The sequence below is a fragment of the Nocardia sp. NPDC019395 genome (genome assembly GCF_040632335.1).
In the GTDB taxonomy this organism is placed as follows: domain Bacteria; phylum Actinomycetota; class Actinomycetes; order Mycobacteriales; family Mycobacteriaceae; genus Nocardia.
Genome location: NZ_JBEYBT010000007.1, coordinates 1 through 16,296 on the forward strand (window position 1 = coordinate 1; position 16,296 = coordinate 16,296).

Sequence of the window (16,296 nt, forward strand, 5' to 3'; positions counted from 1 at the left end):
GGGGTCGCCGTTTCTGGGGGGTGCTCCGGGTTGGGGGGGTTGCCGGGGGGTGTGTTGGTTTTTGTTTTGGGGGCGCCCCCCCGGCCGCCCCCAAAAAACACAGAACCTTTGCGGATTGGTCGACTTGTCACCTTCACGTCCCAGTCCACCCCTGCTCCGACCGCAAGCCCGCGTCCGCATATTTCTGGCCCCGCCCACGCGACTCCGGCGGCGCCGCCATAAGTTCAGCCCATGCAGAAATTCGGCAGGATTGTCGCCGCCGTCGCAGTGGGAGCGGTCGCGCTGGGCCTCAGCGGGTGCGGTTCGGACGACAGTTCCGACAGCGCGACACCAACCACCACCTCCGCGGCCGCGTCCGCCGGCAGTCCGGCCCAGGGGGCGCCGACCGAGTCGAAAGGCCGGGAATGCACCGCCGACGATATCGGGGTGAAAGGCGGGTTCGGTGAGGTTCCGGAGATCACCATCCCCGATGACTGTGATCCGCCGAAGCAGCTCGTGGTGAAGGACCTGGTTCCCGGCTCGGGGCCCGGTGCCGCCGCCGGTGACCAGCTGACCATGAATTATTCCCTGGTCACCTGGTCGAACAAGGAGAAACTGGATTCGTCGTTCGACCGCGGCGAACCCTTCGAGCTGGCTCTCGGTTCCGGCATGGTCATTCCCGGCTGGGAGCAAGGGCTCGAGGGAGTGCAGCAGGGCGCCCGCCGGTTGCTGATCATTCCGCCTGATCTGGGCTACGGTGCCGGCGGTAACGGGGTACCGCCGAACGAGACCTTGGTCTTCGTCACCGACGCGGTCACAGTCCCCCAGTGAGCAGCGCGCCCGACCCGGTCAACTACCCTGGTCGGGATGCGTATCCCGGGCGCGTGAAACCGCAGGTGCTCGCCGTTCCGGACGGTACGCCGAGGGCGCGTACCCGCGTGCCGTCGCCAGACCGCGCGCCATCAATCGGCTACCGGCACGGATAGCGTGCGGGGCCGACGAGAAGACGAACCGACGAGAACAAGGAGCATGTCCGTGAAGAGCACCGTCGAGCAGCTGAGCCCGACCCGGGTCCGGATCAATGTCGAGGTGCCCTTCGAGGAGCTGAAGCCGGACTTCGATCGCGCCTACAAGGCCCTGGCCAAGCAGGTGCGCATTCCCGGCTTCCGTCCGGGCAAGGCGCCGGCCAAGCTGCTCGAGGCGCGCCTGGGCCGCGGTGCGGTGCTGGAGCAGGTCGTCAACGACGCGCTGCCCGGCCGCTACAGCGAGGCCGTGTCCACCTCCGAGGTGAAGGTCATCGGCCAGCCGGAGATCGAGATCACCAAGATCGAGGACGGGCAGGAGCTGGCGTTCACCGCCGAGGTCGATATCCGGCCGGAGATCACCCTGCCCGAGGATTACAGCAGCATCGCTGTCACCGTCGACGCCATCGAGGTGAAGGACGAGGATATCGAGGAGCAGTTGCAGTCGCTGCGTCAGCGCTTCGGCACCCTCGTCGGTGTCGAACGTGCCGTGCAGGACGGCGATTTCGTTTCCATCGACCTGTCCGCCACGGTAGGCGGCGAAGAGGTCCCGGAGGCCGCGACCACCGGGCTGTCGCACGAGGTCGGTTCCGGTCAGCTCATCGAGGGCCTGGACGAGACCCTGATCGGGATGTCGGCCGGTGAGTCCAAGGAGTTCACCTCCACCCTGGTCGCCGGCGAGCACGCCGGCCAGGAATCGGTGATCACGGTGACCCTCGGTTCCGTGAAGGAACGCGAACTGCCCGAGGCGGACGACGAATTCGCCCAGCTCGCCAGCGAATTCGACACCATCGACGAGCTGAAGGCCGATCTGCGCAACCGGGTCGAGCAGTCGAAGAAGGTCCAGCAGGCCGGCGAGATCCGCGATCAGGTGCTGGAGAAGCTGCTCGACACCGTCGAGGTGCCGTTGCCGGAGGCCGTGGTCAAGGCCGAGATCGACGCCGTCGAGCACGACGCCGTCCACGGTTTCGACCACGACGAGGCCAAGTTCGCCGAGGCGCTGGAAGCGCAGGGTTCCAGCCGCGAGGAGTTCGACGCTGACACCAAGGAAGCCGCCGAGAAGTCGGTGAAGACCCAGCTGCTGCTGGACGCTGTCGCCGAAGCCGAAGGCACCCAGGTCGGGCAGGAGGAGCTCACCGAGCGCATCCTGTTCCAGGCCCAGCGCTACGGTATGGCACCCGAGCAGTTCATCCAGCAGGTGCAGCAGGCCGGCCAGCTGGGCGCGGTATTCGCCGACGTCCGCCGCGGCAAGGCCCTCGCGGGCGTGGTCAACCAGGTCACGGTCACGGATTCGGACGGCAACACGGTCGACACCGACGAGATGTTCGGTAGCCCCAAGGACGCCGAGGACGAGGCGAACACCGAAGAGTCCACCGCCTCCACCGCGGACACGGAGTAACCCATACGAGTACGACGGATCGGAGCCCCGGGACTACAGGTGGTGTCGGCTATCGAAGGACAGAAATGGGACATTCTCTGTCTTCGCTATGCCCCCGCCCGGAAGACCGGGGTTCTGTGTCTTTCGGCGCGCCTCCGGCGCGCGGGTTTTGGCCCCCCTCGGTCCGTGGCAAAACCTCCAAGGGCCTCGCTGAACTCGGCGCCGCCCCTGGGCGCGTTTGATTCCCCTACCGCCGGTCTGTCCGCATGCGACACCACCCCGTTTTCCCGCATGCGGCCGGTCAACTTTGGTGGTTCGGGGCCCGTCTCGTTCTGGAGCGACCAGAGCGAAGGAGCGCAGCGACTGAGCGCCGGGAGTGAAGAACGAGACGGGCCCCGAACCCCGCGACGCCGCAGGCGGCGCCAAAAACACAGCCCAACAGCGGAGGGTCGGCCTGGGTCCGGAAATTCCGTGCTCAACGACCACGCGGCACCGAGCAAGCCCCGACCCCGCGGCCCCGGAGACGCCGCATTCAGATATTGCGCTCTGAGCGAATCGGGAGGGGACCGGGACGTCGGTCACCCTCTGTTTCGTTAATGTTTGTGACAGCAACGAGCCGGCGAGAGAAGGCAGGTATCCGTGACAATCAACCAAGCCGAGGTCATGACAGCTCCGACCGCTGGGCTCAATCTCAGCGATTCCGTGTACGAGCGCCTGCTGCGTGAGCGCATCATCTTTCTCGGCACCCAGGTCGACGATGACATCGCGAACAAGATCTGCGCGCAGATCCTGCTGCTGTCGGCGGAAGATCCCACCAAAGATATTTCGCTGTACATCAACTCGCCCGGCGGGTCGGTGAACGCCGGCATGGCGATCTACGACACCATGCAGTACGCCGAATGCGATATCGCGACCACCGCGATGGGCCTGGCCGCGTCCATGGGGCAGTTCCTGCTGACCGCGGGCGCGCCGGGAAAGCGTTTCGCGCTGCCGCACACCCGGATCATGATGCATCAGCCGTCGGCCGGTATCGGCGGTTCGGCCGCGGATATCGCGATCATGGCCGAGCAGTTCGCTTACACCAAGCGTGAGCTGAACGAGTTGCAGGCGAGGCACACCGGTAAGCCGGTGGAGCAGATCAATGCCGACGCCGACCGCGATCGCTGGTTCACACCCGACCAGGCGCTGGAGTACGGCTTCATCGACCGGGTGATCACCAATGCGCGCCAGGCGGGCGGCACGGGCAGCAACTAGGGCGTCGTTCGCGGATCCGGCCCGGGTGGCCGGCCGGGGTTCGCGAATCCGTCCGGCGGACAGCTCACTCACAGACTTGGAGACGAATATGGCCAATCCGAATGATCCTCGTGGCCTCGGCGGTATCGCGCCGGTGGGCCCGCAGTCGCGCTACATCCTGCCGTCGTTCATCGAACATTCGAGCTTCGGCGTCAAGGAATCCAACCCGTACAACAAGCTGTTCGAGGAGCGCATCATCTTCCTCGGCGTGCAGGTCGACGATGCGTCGGCCAACGACATCATGGCGCAGCTGCTGGTGCTCGAATCGCTGGATCCCGACCGTGATATCACCATGTACATCAATTCCCCCGGTGGTTCGTTCACGTCGCTGATGGCGATCTACGACACCATGCAGTACGTGCGGGCCGATGTCGCGACCGTCTGCCTCGGGCAGGCAGCGTCGGCGGCGGCGGTGCTGCTGGCCGCCGGTACCCCCGGTAAGCGGGCGTGCCTGCCGAATGCGCGGGTGCTGATCCATCAGCCGTCGGTCGAGGGCGGTATCCAGGGTCAGGTGTCGGATCTGGAGATCCAGGCCGCGGAGATCGAGCGGATGCGCCGGCTGATGGAGACCACGCTGGCCCGGCATACCGGTAAGGATGCGGACACCATCCGCAAGGACACCGACCGCGACAAGATCCTGACGGCCGAGGAGGCCAGGGAGTACGGGATCATCGATACGGTGTTCGATTACCGGAAGCTCAGCGCTCAGAAGTGAGTTTCGACCGGGTTCGGCGCGTCGTGTGTTCGCGGTGCGCCGGGCCGGCCGGGGGCAGCGGATAGGTGGCCGGGTATGCGACACGCCCCGGCCGGGCGGGTCGGTGGAAAATGCGCGACGACGCCGTATCCGGGTGAATCCCCGCACAACTGCGATGAGAAACCTGCCCGAGTTGTCGACCTCGATCGCACACACCGGGTACGGTCAAACCCAGGGACCTTTGTTCCCGGTTGACAGCACCGCCCTCAGATCCGGGTGATTCCGCCGGATCCGCTCCCTCCGCGGGCGGCGGGCCGGCTGACAGCTGGACGGATGGTTGCACGCGAACAAGGAAGTAGGGACCCACACGATGGCGCGCATCGGCGACGGCGGCGATCTGCTCAAATGCTCGTTCTGCGGAAAGAGCCAGAAGCAGGTCAAGAAGCTCATTGCGGGACCAGGGGTGTACATCTGCGACGAGTGCATCGATCTGTGCAACGAGATCATCGAGGAGGAGCTGGCGGAGTCGAGCGAGGTCAAGCTCGACGAACTGCCGAAACCCGCGGAGATCCGGGATTTCCTGGAGAACTACGTGATCGGGCAGGACACCGCCAAACGGACGCTCGCGGTGGCGGTCTACAACCACTACAAGCGTATTCAGGCCGGTGACAAGGGACGCGACGCGCGCGGGGAGAGCGTCGAACTGGCGAAGTCGAATATTTTGATGCTGGGCCCCACCGGCTGCGGTAAGACCTATCTGGCGCAGACGCTGGCCAAAATGCTGAATGTGCCGTTCGCGATCGCCGACGCCACCGCGCTCACCGAGGCCGGCTATGTGGGTGAGGATGTCGAGAATATTCTTCTCAAACTCATCCAGGCCGCCGATTACGATGTCAAACGCGCCGAGACCGGGATCATCTATATCGATGAGGTCGACAAGATCGCGCGTAAGAGCGAAAATCCGTCGATCACCCGGGATGTTTCCGGTGAGGGCGTTCAGCAGGCGCTGCTGAAAATTCTGGAGGGCACGCAGGCGAGTGTGCCGCCGCAGGGCGGGCGTAAACACCCGCACCAGGAGTTCATCCAGATCGATACGACCAACGTCCTGTTCATCGTGGCGGGTGCGTTCGCCGGTCTGGAGAAGATCATCTCCGATCGCACCGGTCACCGGGGGATCGGTTTCGGCGCCGAGGTGCGGTCCAAGGCGGAGATCGATACGACCGATCATTTCTCCGAGGTGATGCCGGAGGATCTGATCAAGTTCGGTCTGATCCCGGAGTTCATCGGCCGGCTTCCGGTGGTGGCCTCGGTAACGAACCTGGACAAGGATTCCCTGGTGAAGATCCTGTCCGAACCGAAGAACGCGCTGGTGAAGCAGTATATTCGGTTGTTCGAGATGGACGGGGTGGATCTGGAGTTCACCCGCGACGCCCTCGAAGCCGTAGCGGATCAGGCAATTCTGCGGGGCACCGGGGCGCGTGGGCTGCGCGCCATCATGGAAGAGGTGCTGCAGCAGGTGATGTTCGATATCCCGAGCCGCGACGATGTGGCCAAGGTTGTCGTCGACGCGGATACGGTCAACGACAATGTCCTGCCGACCATCGTTCCGCGGAAACGGGAGCGCGCGGAGCGCCGCGAGAAGTCGGCCTGACGCCTGGTCGCAACCGTTCCGATGCCCGATCCGGGCTCGCCGGGCACCGGGGCGCTGTATCGTCGGTGGCCACTCGACATTCGTGCGATGTAGGAGCGGTCATGGCGACACAGCTGCTTATCGGGGGAATTCGGTGTGAACGACGCGGTACCGGGTCTGCGCCCGCACGGCTGAGCCGGGCGGGCGCTTTCCTGTGTATGGTCGCGGCGGCCTTGGCGGTCGCCGTGCCCGGCGCACCGCGGGCGGCCGCGACCGCGACCCAGATCAGTGTGATGCCGGATCTGAACGTCGGGATCCGCACGAATTACGGCACCGGATGTACCTATACGGTGCGGGCCACGCTCAGCGAGGCGGTGACCCCGGTGACCTTCTACGACAACGGTGCCCCCTTCGCCACGATCCCGCCCACCGGCGGCGGGGTGGCGCTGATCCAGTGGGTTCCCGCCTACGAGGGTGGGCACACCCTGCAGGCGGTCCAGCCGACCGGCGGCAACGATATGGCCCCGTCAGTGCAGGTCTTCGTCGGCCGCGGTGAACATATCGGTTATGCGTGCTGGGTCATCTGAGCGGCCGTCAGGCTGTGTCCATGGGGCATGAGCGGGGGCCCTGCGTGGTTACGCTCCGCTGCCGCCTCCGGGCCTGATCCGCTCATGCGGAGTCGATCGGGCATGAGCGGGGGCCCTGCGTGGTTACGCTCCGCTGCCGCCTCCGGGCCTGACCCGCTCATGCCCACGGGACCCGGCACGAATCGGTACTGAATCCCTGTGCTGTGATACCGAGGGCGTGGTTGTTGCGCGCCCGGGAGTTCTCCAGTCCGATCTGGTAGGTCAGTTCGATCACTCCCGGCCGGCCGAAGCGGCGTTCCAGGTCCGCGACCTGCTCATCGGTCACTGTCATGGGAGTCGCGGTCATCGCGTCCGCGTAGGCGATCGCTGCTCGCTCGTCGTCGGTGTAGTGCGGCGAGGTCTGGTATTCGTCGATGTGCTGGAGCCGGTCGATATCCAGTCCGTCCAGGCGTTGCAGCATGGTGCCGAAATCCACGCACCAGGAGCAGCCGACAGTCCAGGCAGTCCGGTATACGGCGATCTCCCGGATATTGGCGGGCAGTTTCTTCGAAACCCGCTCCACCATGAGTTCGTGAACACCGCTGGAGACCAGTATTCCGGTGTGGTAGCCGCTCACCGCGAGCGGTTCCGGTACCTCGCCCATTTTGCGCCGGGCGAACCAGTACATCACCCTCGTCAGCAGCCCGGCGTCGTTCGGGGCGAGGGCGGGGATACGGGATGTGCTCATCGGATCTCCTCGTTCGGTGTAGATGTCCCTACTACCTGGACGAGATACGGTTCCGTGGTGTGACGCCCGGGTGCCCACGAAACGGCCCAGCGTGCGCGGATCCTGATGACCAGAATACCCGCGTGCATGATGGGGGCCAGGGCCGATCGTGGGCGACCCGGGGTCGGCGATGCGACGGCTCAGCGCAGTAGAGTCGCCGCACCGCGGCTCATTCGGGCTCGACGGCCATATCGTCGGCGCTCCAGTAGGCGCGCATCCGGGTGATCCGGCCCTCGTCGTCGAATTCCATGACGTCGATCGGGCTCAGGGTCATTCGCTGGCCGCCGGCCTTGGTGATCAGGGTGAATACGAAGGCGGCATGGTTTCCGGCGATACGCACGGTTTCCGGCGCGAGTGCGGTTTCCCGTTCGAGGCTCGCGATCACGTTGTAGAACTCGCGAATGGCGTCGTGGCCCTGTTTGGGCTCGGTGCCGATGGGGTCTTCGATGACGGCATCCGGCGCGTAGAGAGCGACGATATCGTCGGTCGGGCCCGCGCCGACGAGTTTTACGTACGCCTCGACTACGTCGCGGATCTCTCGTGCCATCACCACTCCTAGAAAGTGAAACCTGTTCTAGGTTCGGCAGCGTAGCAGCTGCGGGTGGATCCGGCATCGGATCTCCCGGATGCCGCGGCTCGATCCGCAACGCCCCCCACCTCATCGTGGAGGAGAAATACCAGTTCACAGTGCAGAATTTGTACAACGGGCGGGTATCCGCGCTGACCCCTCGGTTCGCCGTTGAACCGCCGCCGTACAGGCTTTGTGTCTGCTCAGATTTTCGCTGGAGGGGCCGCAAATGTTACGTGTTCCAGCCGTGACCTACCCGAGGGGCCGGGCGGCCGGCCGGTCCGGGGCCGCGTCCGACCGGGGAGAGAATCAGAAATCATTGCTATGACTGCAGGTCTGGCCGGTGTGTCGGAGGTTCGGTGTCGGTATTGTGATGTTGAATCGACCCGGTCAACCAGATGTTCGAGCGACGAGTGAAAGCGGAGGAGATATGGCACTGCCAACGATGACCGCAGAACAACGCACGGAGGCTCTGGCCAAAGCGGCGGCGGTGCGCAAGGCGCGCTCCGAACTCATCGGTCAGGTGAAGGACGGCAAGGTTTCGGTTGCCGACCTGCTGCGCAAGGCTGATAGCGATGAACTGGTCAAGAAGACGAAGGTCGTCGCCGTGATCAAGGCGCTGCCCGGCGTCGGCCCGGTTAAGGCTGCCAAGCTGATGGATCAGGCGGATATCCCGGAAGATCGCCGTATCGGTGGCCTGGGTGCCCGCCAGCGCGCGGCGCTGCTGGAGGCGCTGGCCAACTGAGGAGGGGAGCGTCCGGCTCCGGACGCTCCGAACTCCGGCCGCGGCCGAGCCGGTCGTAGTCCGAAACGACCGGCATGGCCCGGCGGGTGGGGATAACGTGGCCGATATGGCCGTCCGCGAAGAACTCGAAGCGTTCCTCGACGAATACCAATCCACCCTGAGCGCGTATGACGCCGAGCGTACGGCCGTGATGTGGGGGACCCCGGGCACCATTGTGGGCGACGATTTCGTCGGTGCTCTGCATTCACACGAGGAGATGGCCCAGGGGCTGGCGCAGGCCCATCCCATTTATCAGATGCTCGGTCTGGCGCGCGTCGATCACACCGTGATCGATTATGTGCGGTTGACCGGTTCGCTGGTCCGGACGCGAGTGCGCTGGCATTTCTACGACGGCGACGACGCGCTGCTCACCGACAGCGATTACGAATACCTGTTGCGCCGGGACGACGACGGATTTCGTATCTATGTCGCGGTCGCCATCGACGAGGCGGAGAAATTGTCCCGGCTCGCGGCGGAGCGGGGTATCAGGTTGCCGGGAATGTGAGAGCCATCCTTTCGGTATCCGTAACCGGCCCGGAAATACGGGTCAGCCGCGCCGGATGCGGCGTTCGGCCAGGAGCGCCGCTACACCGTCGAGAATCCGCTCCGTTCCGAATTCGAGGGCGGCATCGCGATGCGGTGCGCTCGCCTGCGATTCGCCGGGCGCCGGATGGTCCGATAGCGCCGCGATCAATCGCGGAAACCGGTCGTCCGATAATTCCAGTGCCGCGACCATCGCGACGGTGAATTCTTCCTCGGTGGCTCCGGGGCCCACGACCTGCTGCGCGAGGCTGCGCACATGGCCGTTCAGCACGACAAGTGTGTCGAGCCGTTCCGGGCCGGTCAGGTCGATATCGGCCGCCGCTTCCAATGCGGCCTCGGTCCAGCCCAGTTCGTTGGGACCCATCGGTCGCACGCCGGCCAGCAGCTCCATCACCCAGGGATGGCGCCGGTAGCGCTCGAAGGTCAGTCGTGCCCATGACCGCAGTCCGCTACGCCACGGCTCTGGGCCCGACGTGTCGAGGGCGGGCAGGTCTCTCATCGCCTCCTCCACCATCAATGCCGTGAGCTCGGCCTTGCCGGGCACGTGGCGGTACAGCGACATCTTGGTATAGCCGAGCCGATCGGCCAGCCGCTGCATGGACAGGGCGGCCAAGCCTTCGGTATCGGCCAGTTCGACCGCTGCGGCCACGATCGCGGACCGCGTGAGGGTGGGTTTGGGTCCCCGGGTCGGGCGGCGGTCGGTTCCCCAGAGCAGCTCGAGCACGGTCGGCGTCGCCATCGGGTGCCTTTCGGAAATGGGTTGACCTGGAACTGTGTCTACCATACGCTGATCGGCGTCCAGCGGAAACAGTTTCCATGGGACGCAATTAATGGATGGAGTTCGTCATGCAGAACCGCACCGTTCTCGTCTCCGGGGCGAGCATCGCCGGCCCCGCGATCGCCTACTGGCTGGACCGCTACGGATTCGACGTCACCGTCGTCGAGCGCGCTCCCGCCCTGCGTCCGGGCGGCCAGGCGGTCGACTTCAAGGGAACCGTCCAGCGCACGGTGCTCGAGCGGATGGGGGTCTACGACGAAATCCAGCGGCGTAGTACCGGCGCCACCGATATGGTTTTCGTCGATGCCGACGGGCGGGAACAGGCGCGGATATCCGGCGACTTCACCGGCGGCGATGTCGAAATCCTGCGCGGCGATCTCGCCGAGATCCTCTACGGGCTCACCGCCCGGCGTTGCACCTACGTGTTCGGTGATTCGATCACCGCGCTGCGCGAAACCGCCGACGGTGTCGAGGTCGAATTCGAACACGCGCCGGCACGCCGGTTCGACCTGGTGGTCGGTGCGGACGGGATCCACTCGCGGGTGCGCCGCCTGGCGTTCGGGCCGGAAGAGAAATTCGTCCGGCATCGCGGGTACTACTACGCCATCGCCGGGGAACCGCCGGCTGGGGAGCATGCCGAAGGACCGCGCCGACGGACGTCACTCGGGTACACCGCACCGGGGCGTCTGGCGGTGCGCGGTGGGCCGAAGGCGCAGCAGATGTACATGTTCGCCGCGCCCGAACTCGGGTTCGCCGATGACGCCGAGAAACGCCGGGTACTGATCGACCGGTTCACCGGTATGGGCGGGGCGGTACCCGAAATGCTCGCCGAACTCACGGAATACGACGATTTCTACCTGGACGGGCTGGCCCGGGTGCGGATGCCCAGTTATGCGTCGGGACGGGTGGTTCTGGTCGGTGACAGCGCCTACGGGAACACGCTCGCCGGCTTCGGAACCGGTCTGGCACTGGTCGGGGCCTATGTGCTGGCCGGTGAACTCGCCGCCGCCGCGGGTGATCACACCACGGCCTTCGCACGCTACGAGCGGATCATGCGCCGGTACGCGAAGCTCGGCGGCAGTAGCAGCCCGGGGCCGTTCCTGGCGCCGAAAACCGCCTGGGGCCTGCGGCTCCGTAACTGGTTCCTGGGGTCACGGTGGTTCGATCTCATGGACAAGTTCGCCGGTGACGCCAAGGACGATATCGAACTGACCGACTATGCTGTGGCGCCGCGATAGTGGGTACGGTCCGGTGCGCATCGAGCCCAGCCGCCGCGACGCCGTGGCGTGCCGGAGTCATCCGGCCGTACCGGAACCGCGGATCCGCTCGGGATGGCTGTAGATGTTCATCGTCTCGCCGCGAACGAAACCGGCGAGGGTGAGACCCGACTCGCCGGCCAGATCGACCGCCAGCGAACTGGGCGCCGAAACCGCCGCCAGCACGGGGATACCGGCCAGCACCGCCTTCTGGGCCAGCTCGAAGGACGCACGCCCGCTGACCACGAGCACGAGATCCGAAGCCGGGACCCGGTTCTCGCGCAGAGCCCAGCCGATCACCTTGTCCACGGCATTGTGGCGGCCGATGTCCTCACGGACCGCCAGTGCCTCCCCGGCGGGTGTGAACAGGCCCGCCGCGTGCAGGCCGCCGGTGGCGTCGAAAACCGACTGGCGGCTGCGCAGCCGGTCCGGCAGCACGGCCAGCACCTCGGCGTCGAGCAGCGGTTCCGGTGGCGGCAGCGGATACCGGCTGCGCAGCCGGATCTCGTCGAGCGCGGTCCGCCCGCAGAGGCCGCAGGCACCGGTGGTGAGGAACGGGCGGTCCGGGAGGACGATCGGGGCGTGCAGGCCGACATCCAGCACGTTGTAGGTGTTGTGCCCCGCGTCGTCGGTACCGGCGCAATAGCGGGCGCTGTGGATATCGGCGGCCCCGGCGATCAGGGTCTCACCGAAGAGGAAACCGTGCACCAGGTCGATATCGTTGCCCGGCGTGCGCATGGTGACGGTGAGCGATTCACCGCGTACGCGGATTTCCAAGGGCTCTTCGACGGCCAGGGTATCGGGACGGATGATCTCGCCGGAAGGGGTGATACGTCGCATCCGGCGTCGCGCGGTGACTCTGCTCATTTCGGGTCGGGACGGTGGGTAGCGCGCTGCGGTCCGCTGCGGTGGATATGAGGTTCGAGCCTGATGACGACAGCCTTCGATACGGGGGTGTTCGATCGTTCCGCCACATGGTCGAGGGGGACCAGGGCGTTCGTTTCGGGGTAGTAGGCGGCGGCGTTACCGCGGGGCGTGGAGTATGCGACCACCGCGAACCCCTCGACGCGACGTTCGATACCGTCGGTCCACTCCGCGACCAGGTCGACGAGATCGCCGTCCTGGAAACCCATCTCGGCGATATCCTCCGCGTGGACCAGGACCACCCGGCGACCGTGGTGCACGCCGCGATAGCGGTCGTCGAGGCCGTAGATGGTGGTGTTGTACTGGTCGTGGCTGCGCAGTGTCTGCAGGACGAGCCGCCCGGGCGGCACCGGAACCCAGCTCAGCTCGTTCACCGCGAAGTTGGCTTTCCCGGTGGCGGTACGGAATTCGCGGGTATCGCGGGGTGGATGCGGGAGGACGAAACCGTTGCGTTGCCGCACCCGGGTGTTGTAATCGGCGCATCCGGGGACCACCCGGGCGATGGCGTCGCGGATCCGGTCGTAATCGCCGCGGAATTGTTCCCAGGGCACCGGATGTTGCGGGCCGAGCAGTTCCCGGGCGAGTTCGCAGACGATGGCGACCTCGCTGCGCAGTTCGTCGCTCACCGGGTCGAGGCGGCCGGTGGACAGATGCACCATCGACATCGAATCCTCCACCGACACCTGCTGGCGCATACCGTCCTGGATGTCCAGGTCGGTGCGGCCCAGGGTCGGCAGGATCAACGCGGTGGCACCGTGCACGACATGGCTGCGGTTGAGTTTGGTCGACACCTGCACGGTGAGCGCGCAGTTGCGCAGCGCAGCCTCGGTGACGGTGGTGTCCGGGGTGGCGGCCACGAAATTCCCGCCCATACCGAAGAACACCCGGGCCTGCCCGTCGCGCAGTGCGCGGATGGCGGCGACGGTGTCGTATCCGTGTGTGCGTGGACTGGTGATCCCGAACTCCCGATCCAGCGCGGCGAGGAACGGTTCGGGCATCTGCTCCCAGATGCCCATGGTGCGGTCGCCCTGCACATTGGAATGGCCACGCACCGGACAGACACCCGCACCCGGTTTGCCGATCATGCCGCGCGCCAGCAGCAGATGCGTGGCTTCCTCGATGGTGGCGACAGCGTGCTTGTGCTGGGTGAGGCCCATGGCCCAGCAGACGATGATCCGCTCCGAGCGGGCCAGCAGGTCGGCGGTGCGGGTGAGGTCCGCGCGGGTGAGACCGCTCGCTTCGCAGACCGTATCCAGGTCGACCGCGCGGATATGGCGTTCGTATTCGGCGAAACCGGCGGTATGGGCCTCGATGAATGCGCGGTCCAGGACTGTGCCCGGGGCCCGGTCCTCAGCCTCGAACAGGAGTTTCGCCAGCCCCTGGAACAGGGCCATATCGCCGCCGAGCCGGATCTGCAGGAAATCGTCGGCGATATCGACGCCGGTGGTGAGTCCGCGCACGGTCTGCGGATCCCGGAAACCGATCAGGCCGGTTTCGGGCAGCGGGTTGATCGCGACGATCCGGGCACCGGATTTCTTGGCGTCGGCCAGCGCGCTCAGCATCCGGGGATGGTTCGTACCGGGATTCTGGCCGGCCACCAAGATCAGATCGGCCGCGGCGAAATCGTCGATGGTCACCGAACCCTTGCCGATCCCGATCGACCCGGTCAGCGCGGCACCCGAGGATTCGTGACACATATTGCTGCAGTCGGGCAGGTTGTTGGTGCCGAAACTGCGGACCAGAAGCTGGTAGAGGAACGCGGTTTCGTTCGCGGTGCGTCCGGAGGTGTAGAACACGGCCTCGTCCGGGGAATCCAGCGCGCGCAACTGCTCGGCGATCAGGCGGTAGGAGTCCTCCCACGAGATCGGCCGGTAGTGGGTATCGCCCGGCCGCAGCACCATGGGGTGGGTCAGCCGGCCCTGACGGCCCAGCCAGTACCCGGACTTACCGGCGAGATCGGCGATCGAATGCTGGGCGAAGAACTCCGGGCCGACGGTGTTCAGGGTCGCTTCCTCGGCGACCGCCTTCGCCCCGTTCTCGCAGAACTCGGCCGGGCGGCGGTGCCCGGTCGGTTCCGGCCAGGCGCAACCCGGGCAGTCGAACCCGTGGACCTGGTTGACCCGGGCCAGCGTCCGCGCCGTCCGGACGACGCCCATATCGGCGACCGCCCGCCCCAAGGCGATACCGACCGCCGTGACCCCGGCTGCCTGCGCCTTCGGGGGTGTGACGGTCAGCGCGGATTCGTCGATATCGTCGATCGGGCCGTTGCGGTGCATACCGCCATTGTGCGCTGCGGGGCGGAAGTGCGCGGGCCCGGGCACGCCGCTCAGGTGGCGGCGTCCGGGGATTCCGAATGGTAGGTGAGGATCTGTTCGCTGATACGGATCCGGCCGCCGGGCGGTAGTTCGGTGGGGGATTGACCGATCCGGGTCCAGCGCGGTTCATCCGGGGTCGAGATGAAGGTGCCGGCGGCGGTGCCGGCGTCGCGGAGGAAAACCTTGCCGTCGTCGACCGACAGGTAGGCGTGTACCCGGGAGATGTGACGGTCGCGTTGCAGCACCAACGGGGAGGCGGTCTTACGACGTATCGATTCGTCGACCGAAGGGCCGCGGCCGATGACGTACGCGCGGTCGAGGGGATAGCTGGTGCCGTCCTCGGCCACCAGGGCGGGAGCGGATTTCTGCTGTTTGCCGGAACCGTTGCGGGATCCGTTCAGGCGCGGGCCCGCCGGCTCCTTGCGCAACCTGATTGGTTCGGCCTCGGAACGCGGCGGTTCCGAAGCCGCGGACCACGCCTGTGTACCGGGCAGCGGTTCCGCGGAACGAGCTGCCGCGAGGCCGGTCGGCGGACCGGATTCCGCCGCCGGATCAGGCACGGCGGCAGCCAGACCGGCGGGCGCTGTCGCGGGTGGTTCACCCGAGCCCTTCGCCGCGGCCGGATCGATGGCCCGGTGATGTTTCTTACCGCGGCGCCGGACGGCCGCGTGGATGACGAAACCACCGCCGGGGACCACCCCGGCGCGTAGATCGGTGCGGGGATACGGGGACACCCGGGCGTCGGACCCCGGGCCCACCGAGAGGGTGCGGACCGGGTCGCGGACGATTTCGTCCACCCAGGTGAACGCCCGCGAGCCGACCAGGCTCCGCGAGCCTTCGGCGCCGGAGATCATCGCCGACACGGGCCCGCGCAGCAGGATCAATGTGCCGTCGGCGGTAGGTGCGACCAGGCCGAACGGAGGCGGTTCCGACCCGGTGCCGAAAACAACCGCGGCAAGCCGCTGCGCAATCGCGGCGCCGGGATGTTCCGCATCCGCCACCGCCTCGACGGCGCCGAGTATCCGCTCGGTGGACGCATTGGCTCCCACCAGGTAGATCACGACATCACCGAAACGCGCTACCAGGCCCTCACCCGGCGCGATACCGATGGTGGACGTATCAACGCGCACGCACGGCTCCTTCCTGGCGTATCACCGCATCCAGCATAGATGCCGATCCGTTACCCGGCCCGAGAGATGATCTGTGTTCTCGCGCATCCGACCTTCGCGGACCAGCGCGCTGTTACCACCGGGAGTGCCCATGATCCGAGACGCGACCGCCGCCGATATCCCCGTCCTGCAGGATATCGAGGTCAGGGCGGGTGAACCCTTCGCCGCCGCCGGTATGGAGACGGTAGCCGGAGACGATCCGCTGCCTGCCGCTGTACTCGGGGAATTCGTCCTCGACGGCCGCGCCTGGCTCTCGGAGGAAGAAGGCCGGCCGGTCGGGTACCTCATCGCGAGCACCGTCGACGGTAATGCCCATATCGACCAGGTGTCGGTTCTGCCCGAATTCCGGGGGCAGCGGATCGGCCGCCGGCTCATCGACCGGGCGGTGCGGTGGGCCGCCGGGCGCGGATCGGCCGCCATAACCTTGACGACTTTCACCGAAGTTCCCTGGAACGGTCCCTATTACGAGCGCTTGGGCTTCCGTTACCTCGATCCCGCCGAGGAGACCCCCGGTTTACGGGCCGTACGGTCCGCCGAGGCCGCGCACGGCCTGGATCGGTGGCCGCGGGCCTGTATGACCGCTTCCGTCTCCGCGTGGGAATACGCGTGA

General features: G+C 66.4%; 16 protein-coding genes. 10 read left to right on the plus strand and 6 right to left on the minus strand.

All coding sequences use genetic code 11. The features are described from left to right. Positions 1 to 231 precede the first annotated feature (231 nt). The 6 genes from ABZ827_RS18510 (at position 232) to ABZ827_RS18535 (ending at position 6,583) form a co-directional block, all read left to right on the plus strand. Positions 232 to 810, plus strand: coding sequence for an FKBP-type peptidyl-prolyl cis-trans isomerase (locus tag ABZ827_RS18510; RefSeq protein WP_357238017.1), 579 nt, complete (start codon positions 232 to 234; stop codon positions 808 to 810). Positions 811 to 1,014: 204 nt separating this feature from the next. After that, complete coding sequence (gene tig, locus ABZ827_RS18515) at positions 1,015 to 2,400, plus strand: trigger factor (RefSeq protein ID WP_357238018.1); 1,386 nt, start codon at positions 1,015 to 1,017, stop codon at positions 2,398 to 2,400. A 642-nt stretch (positions 2,401 to 3,042) separates the two neighbouring features. Beyond that, on the plus strand, positions 3,043 to 3,633 hold the full coding sequence (locus ABZ827_RS18520) for an ATP-dependent Clp protease proteolytic subunit (protein ID WP_357238416.1): 591 nt from the start codon (positions 3,043 to 3,045) through the stop codon (positions 3,631 to 3,633). Between the two features lie 88 nt (positions 3,634 to 3,721). Continuing rightward, positions 3,722 to 4,387, plus strand: coding sequence for an ATP-dependent Clp protease proteolytic subunit (locus ABZ827_RS18525; RefSeq protein WP_357238019.1), 666 nt, complete (start codon positions 3,722 to 3,724; stop codon positions 4,385 to 4,387). A gap of 349 nt (positions 4,388 to 4,736) precedes the next feature. Beyond that, complete coding sequence (gene clpX, locus ABZ827_RS18530) at positions 4,737 to 6,017, plus strand: ATP-dependent Clp protease ATP-binding subunit ClpX (RefSeq protein ID WP_357238020.1); 1,281 nt, start codon at positions 4,737 to 4,739, stop codon at positions 6,015 to 6,017. A gap of 101 nt (positions 6,018 to 6,118) precedes the next feature. Then, positions 6,119 to 6,583, plus strand: a complete 465-nt coding sequence (locus ABZ827_RS18535) for a hypothetical protein (RefSeq protein ID WP_357238021.1) — start codon at positions 6,119 to 6,121, stop codon at positions 6,581 to 6,583. Between the two features lie 157 nt (positions 6,584 to 6,740). On the opposite strand, the gene ABZ827_RS18540 is transcribed toward ABZ827_RS18535, so the two are convergent. Both ABZ827_RS18540 and ABZ827_RS18545 read right to left on the minus strand, forming a co-directional pair. Beyond that, positions 6,741 to 7,310 (minus strand): carboxymuconolactone decarboxylase family protein, encoded by a 570-nt coding sequence (locus tag ABZ827_RS18540; protein ID WP_357238022.1) that lies wholly within the window; start codon positions 7,308 to 7,310, stop codon positions 6,741 to 6,743. 208 nt (positions 7,311 to 7,518) lie between these two features. Then, positions 7,519 to 7,896: a nuclear transport factor 2 family protein gene (locus tag ABZ827_RS18545; protein ID WP_357238023.1), complete on the minus strand. Its 378-nt coding sequence runs from the start codon at positions 7,894 to 7,896 to the stop codon at positions 7,519 to 7,521. Between the two features lie 451 nt (positions 7,897 to 8,347). Between ABZ827_RS18545 and mihF the strand changes: the two genes are divergently transcribed. Further along, positions 8,348 to 8,662 carry an integration host factor, actinobacterial type gene (gene mihF / locus ABZ827_RS18550; protein ID WP_030523251.1) on the plus strand — a complete coding sequence of 105 codons (315 nt, stop codon included), beginning with the start codon at positions 8,348 to 8,350 and terminating at the stop codon, positions 8,660 to 8,662. A 106-nt stretch (positions 8,663 to 8,768) separates the two neighbouring features. Further along, complete coding sequence (locus ABZ827_RS18555; RefSeq protein WP_357238024.1) at positions 8,769 to 9,206, plus strand: hypothetical protein; 438 nt, start codon at positions 8,769 to 8,771, stop codon at positions 9,204 to 9,206. 42 nt (positions 9,207 to 9,248) lie between these two features. Here ABZ827_RS18555 and ABZ827_RS18560 read toward each other — a convergent pair whose 3' ends face one another. Further along, positions 9,249 to 9,983 carry a TetR/AcrR family transcriptional regulator gene (locus ABZ827_RS18560; protein ID WP_357238025.1) on the minus strand — a complete coding sequence of 245 codons (735 nt, stop codon included), beginning with the start codon at positions 9,981 to 9,983 and terminating at the stop codon, positions 9,249 to 9,251. Between the two features lie 107 nt (positions 9,984 to 10,090). On the opposite strand from ABZ827_RS18560, the gene ABZ827_RS18565 reads away from it, so the two are divergent. Then, positions 10,091 to 11,260, plus strand: coding sequence for an FAD-dependent monooxygenase (locus ABZ827_RS18565; RefSeq protein ID WP_357238026.1), 1,170 nt, complete (start codon positions 10,091 to 10,093; stop codon positions 11,258 to 11,260). Between the two features lie 57 nt (positions 11,261 to 11,317). Here ABZ827_RS18565 and fdhD read toward each other — a convergent pair whose 3' ends face one another. Genes fdhD through ABZ827_RS18580 form a run of 3 tightly spaced genes read right to left on the minus strand, consistent with a single transcriptional unit; the run spans position 11,318 to position 15,647 of the window. Next, positions 11,318 to 12,145: a formate dehydrogenase accessory sulfurtransferase FdhD gene (gene fdhD / locus ABZ827_RS18570; RefSeq protein WP_357238027.1), complete on the minus strand. Its 828-nt coding sequence runs from the start codon at positions 12,143 to 12,145 to the stop codon at positions 11,318 to 11,320. Beyond that, positions 12,142 to 14,478: an FdhF/YdeP family oxidoreductase gene (locus ABZ827_RS18575; RefSeq protein WP_357238028.1), complete on the minus strand. Its 2,337-nt coding sequence runs from the start codon at positions 14,476 to 14,478 to the stop codon at positions 12,142 to 12,144. The genes fdhD and ABZ827_RS18575 overlap by 4 nt, the downstream gene beginning before the upstream one ends. A 50-nt stretch (positions 14,479 to 14,528) precedes the next feature. After that, complete coding sequence (locus ABZ827_RS18580; RefSeq protein WP_357238029.1) at positions 14,529 to 15,647, minus strand: FHA domain-containing protein; 1,119 nt, start codon at positions 15,645 to 15,647, stop codon at positions 14,529 to 14,531. Positions 15,648 to 15,777: 130 nt separating this feature from the next. Between ABZ827_RS18580 and ABZ827_RS18585 the strand changes: the two genes are divergently transcribed. Then, entirely contained in the window at positions 15,778 to 16,296 is a 519-nt protein-coding gene (locus tag ABZ827_RS18585; protein WP_357238031.1) for a GNAT family N-acetyltransferase, read from the plus strand.

Excerpts from the sequence above, each read along its gene's own strand:
- ABZ827_RS18510 (WP_357238017.1), top strand. The coding sequence starts at position 232 with ATGCAGAAATTCGGCAGGATTGTCGCCGCCGTCGCAGTGGGAGCGGTC.
- ABZ827_RS18520 (WP_357238416.1), top strand. The coding sequence starts at position 3,043 with ATGACAGCTCCGACCGCTGGGCTCAATCTCAGCGATTCCGTGTACGAG.
- ABZ827_RS18525 (WP_357238019.1), top strand. The coding sequence starts at position 3,722 with ATGGCCAATCCGAATGATCCTCGTGGCCTCGGCGGTATCGCGCCGGTG.
- clpX (WP_357238020.1), top strand. The coding sequence starts at position 4,737 with ATGGCGCGCATCGGCGACGGCGGCGATCTGCTCAAATGCTCGTTCTGC.
- ABZ827_RS18535 (WP_357238021.1), top strand. The coding sequence starts at position 6,119 with ATGGCGACACAGCTGCTTATCGGGGGAATTCGGTGTGAACGACGCGGT.
- ABZ827_RS18540 (WP_357238022.1), bottom strand. The coding sequence starts at position 7,310 with ATGAGCACATCCCGTATCCCCGCCCTCGCCCCGAACGACGCCGGGCTG.
- ABZ827_RS18545 (WP_357238023.1), bottom strand. The coding sequence starts at position 7,896 with ATGGCACGAGAGATCCGCGACGTAGTCGAGGCGTACGTAAAACTCGTC.
- mihF (WP_030523251.1), top strand. The coding sequence starts at position 8,348 with ATGGCACTGCCAACGATGACCGCAGAACAACGCACGGAGGCTCTGGCC.
- ABZ827_RS18555 (WP_357238024.1), top strand. The coding sequence starts at position 8,769 with ATGGCCGTCCGCGAAGAACTCGAAGCGTTCCTCGACGAATACCAATCC.
- ABZ827_RS18560 (WP_357238025.1), bottom strand. The coding sequence starts at position 9,983 with ATGGCGACGCCGACCGTGCTCGAGCTGCTCTGGGGAACCGACCGCCGC.
- ABZ827_RS18565 (WP_357238026.1), top strand. The coding sequence starts at position 10,091 with ATGCAGAACCGCACCGTTCTCGTCTCCGGGGCGAGCATCGCCGGCCCC.
- fdhD (WP_357238027.1), bottom strand. The coding sequence starts at position 12,145 with ATGAGCAGAGTCACCGCGCGACGCCGGATGCGACGTATCACCCCTTCC.
- ABZ827_RS18575 (WP_357238028.1), bottom strand. The coding sequence starts at position 14,478 with ATGCACCGCAACGGCCCGATCGACGATATCGACGAATCCGCGCTGACC.
- ABZ827_RS18585 (WP_357238031.1), top strand. The coding sequence starts at position 15,778 with ATGATCCGAGACGCGACCGCCGCCGATATCCCCGTCCTGCAGGATATC.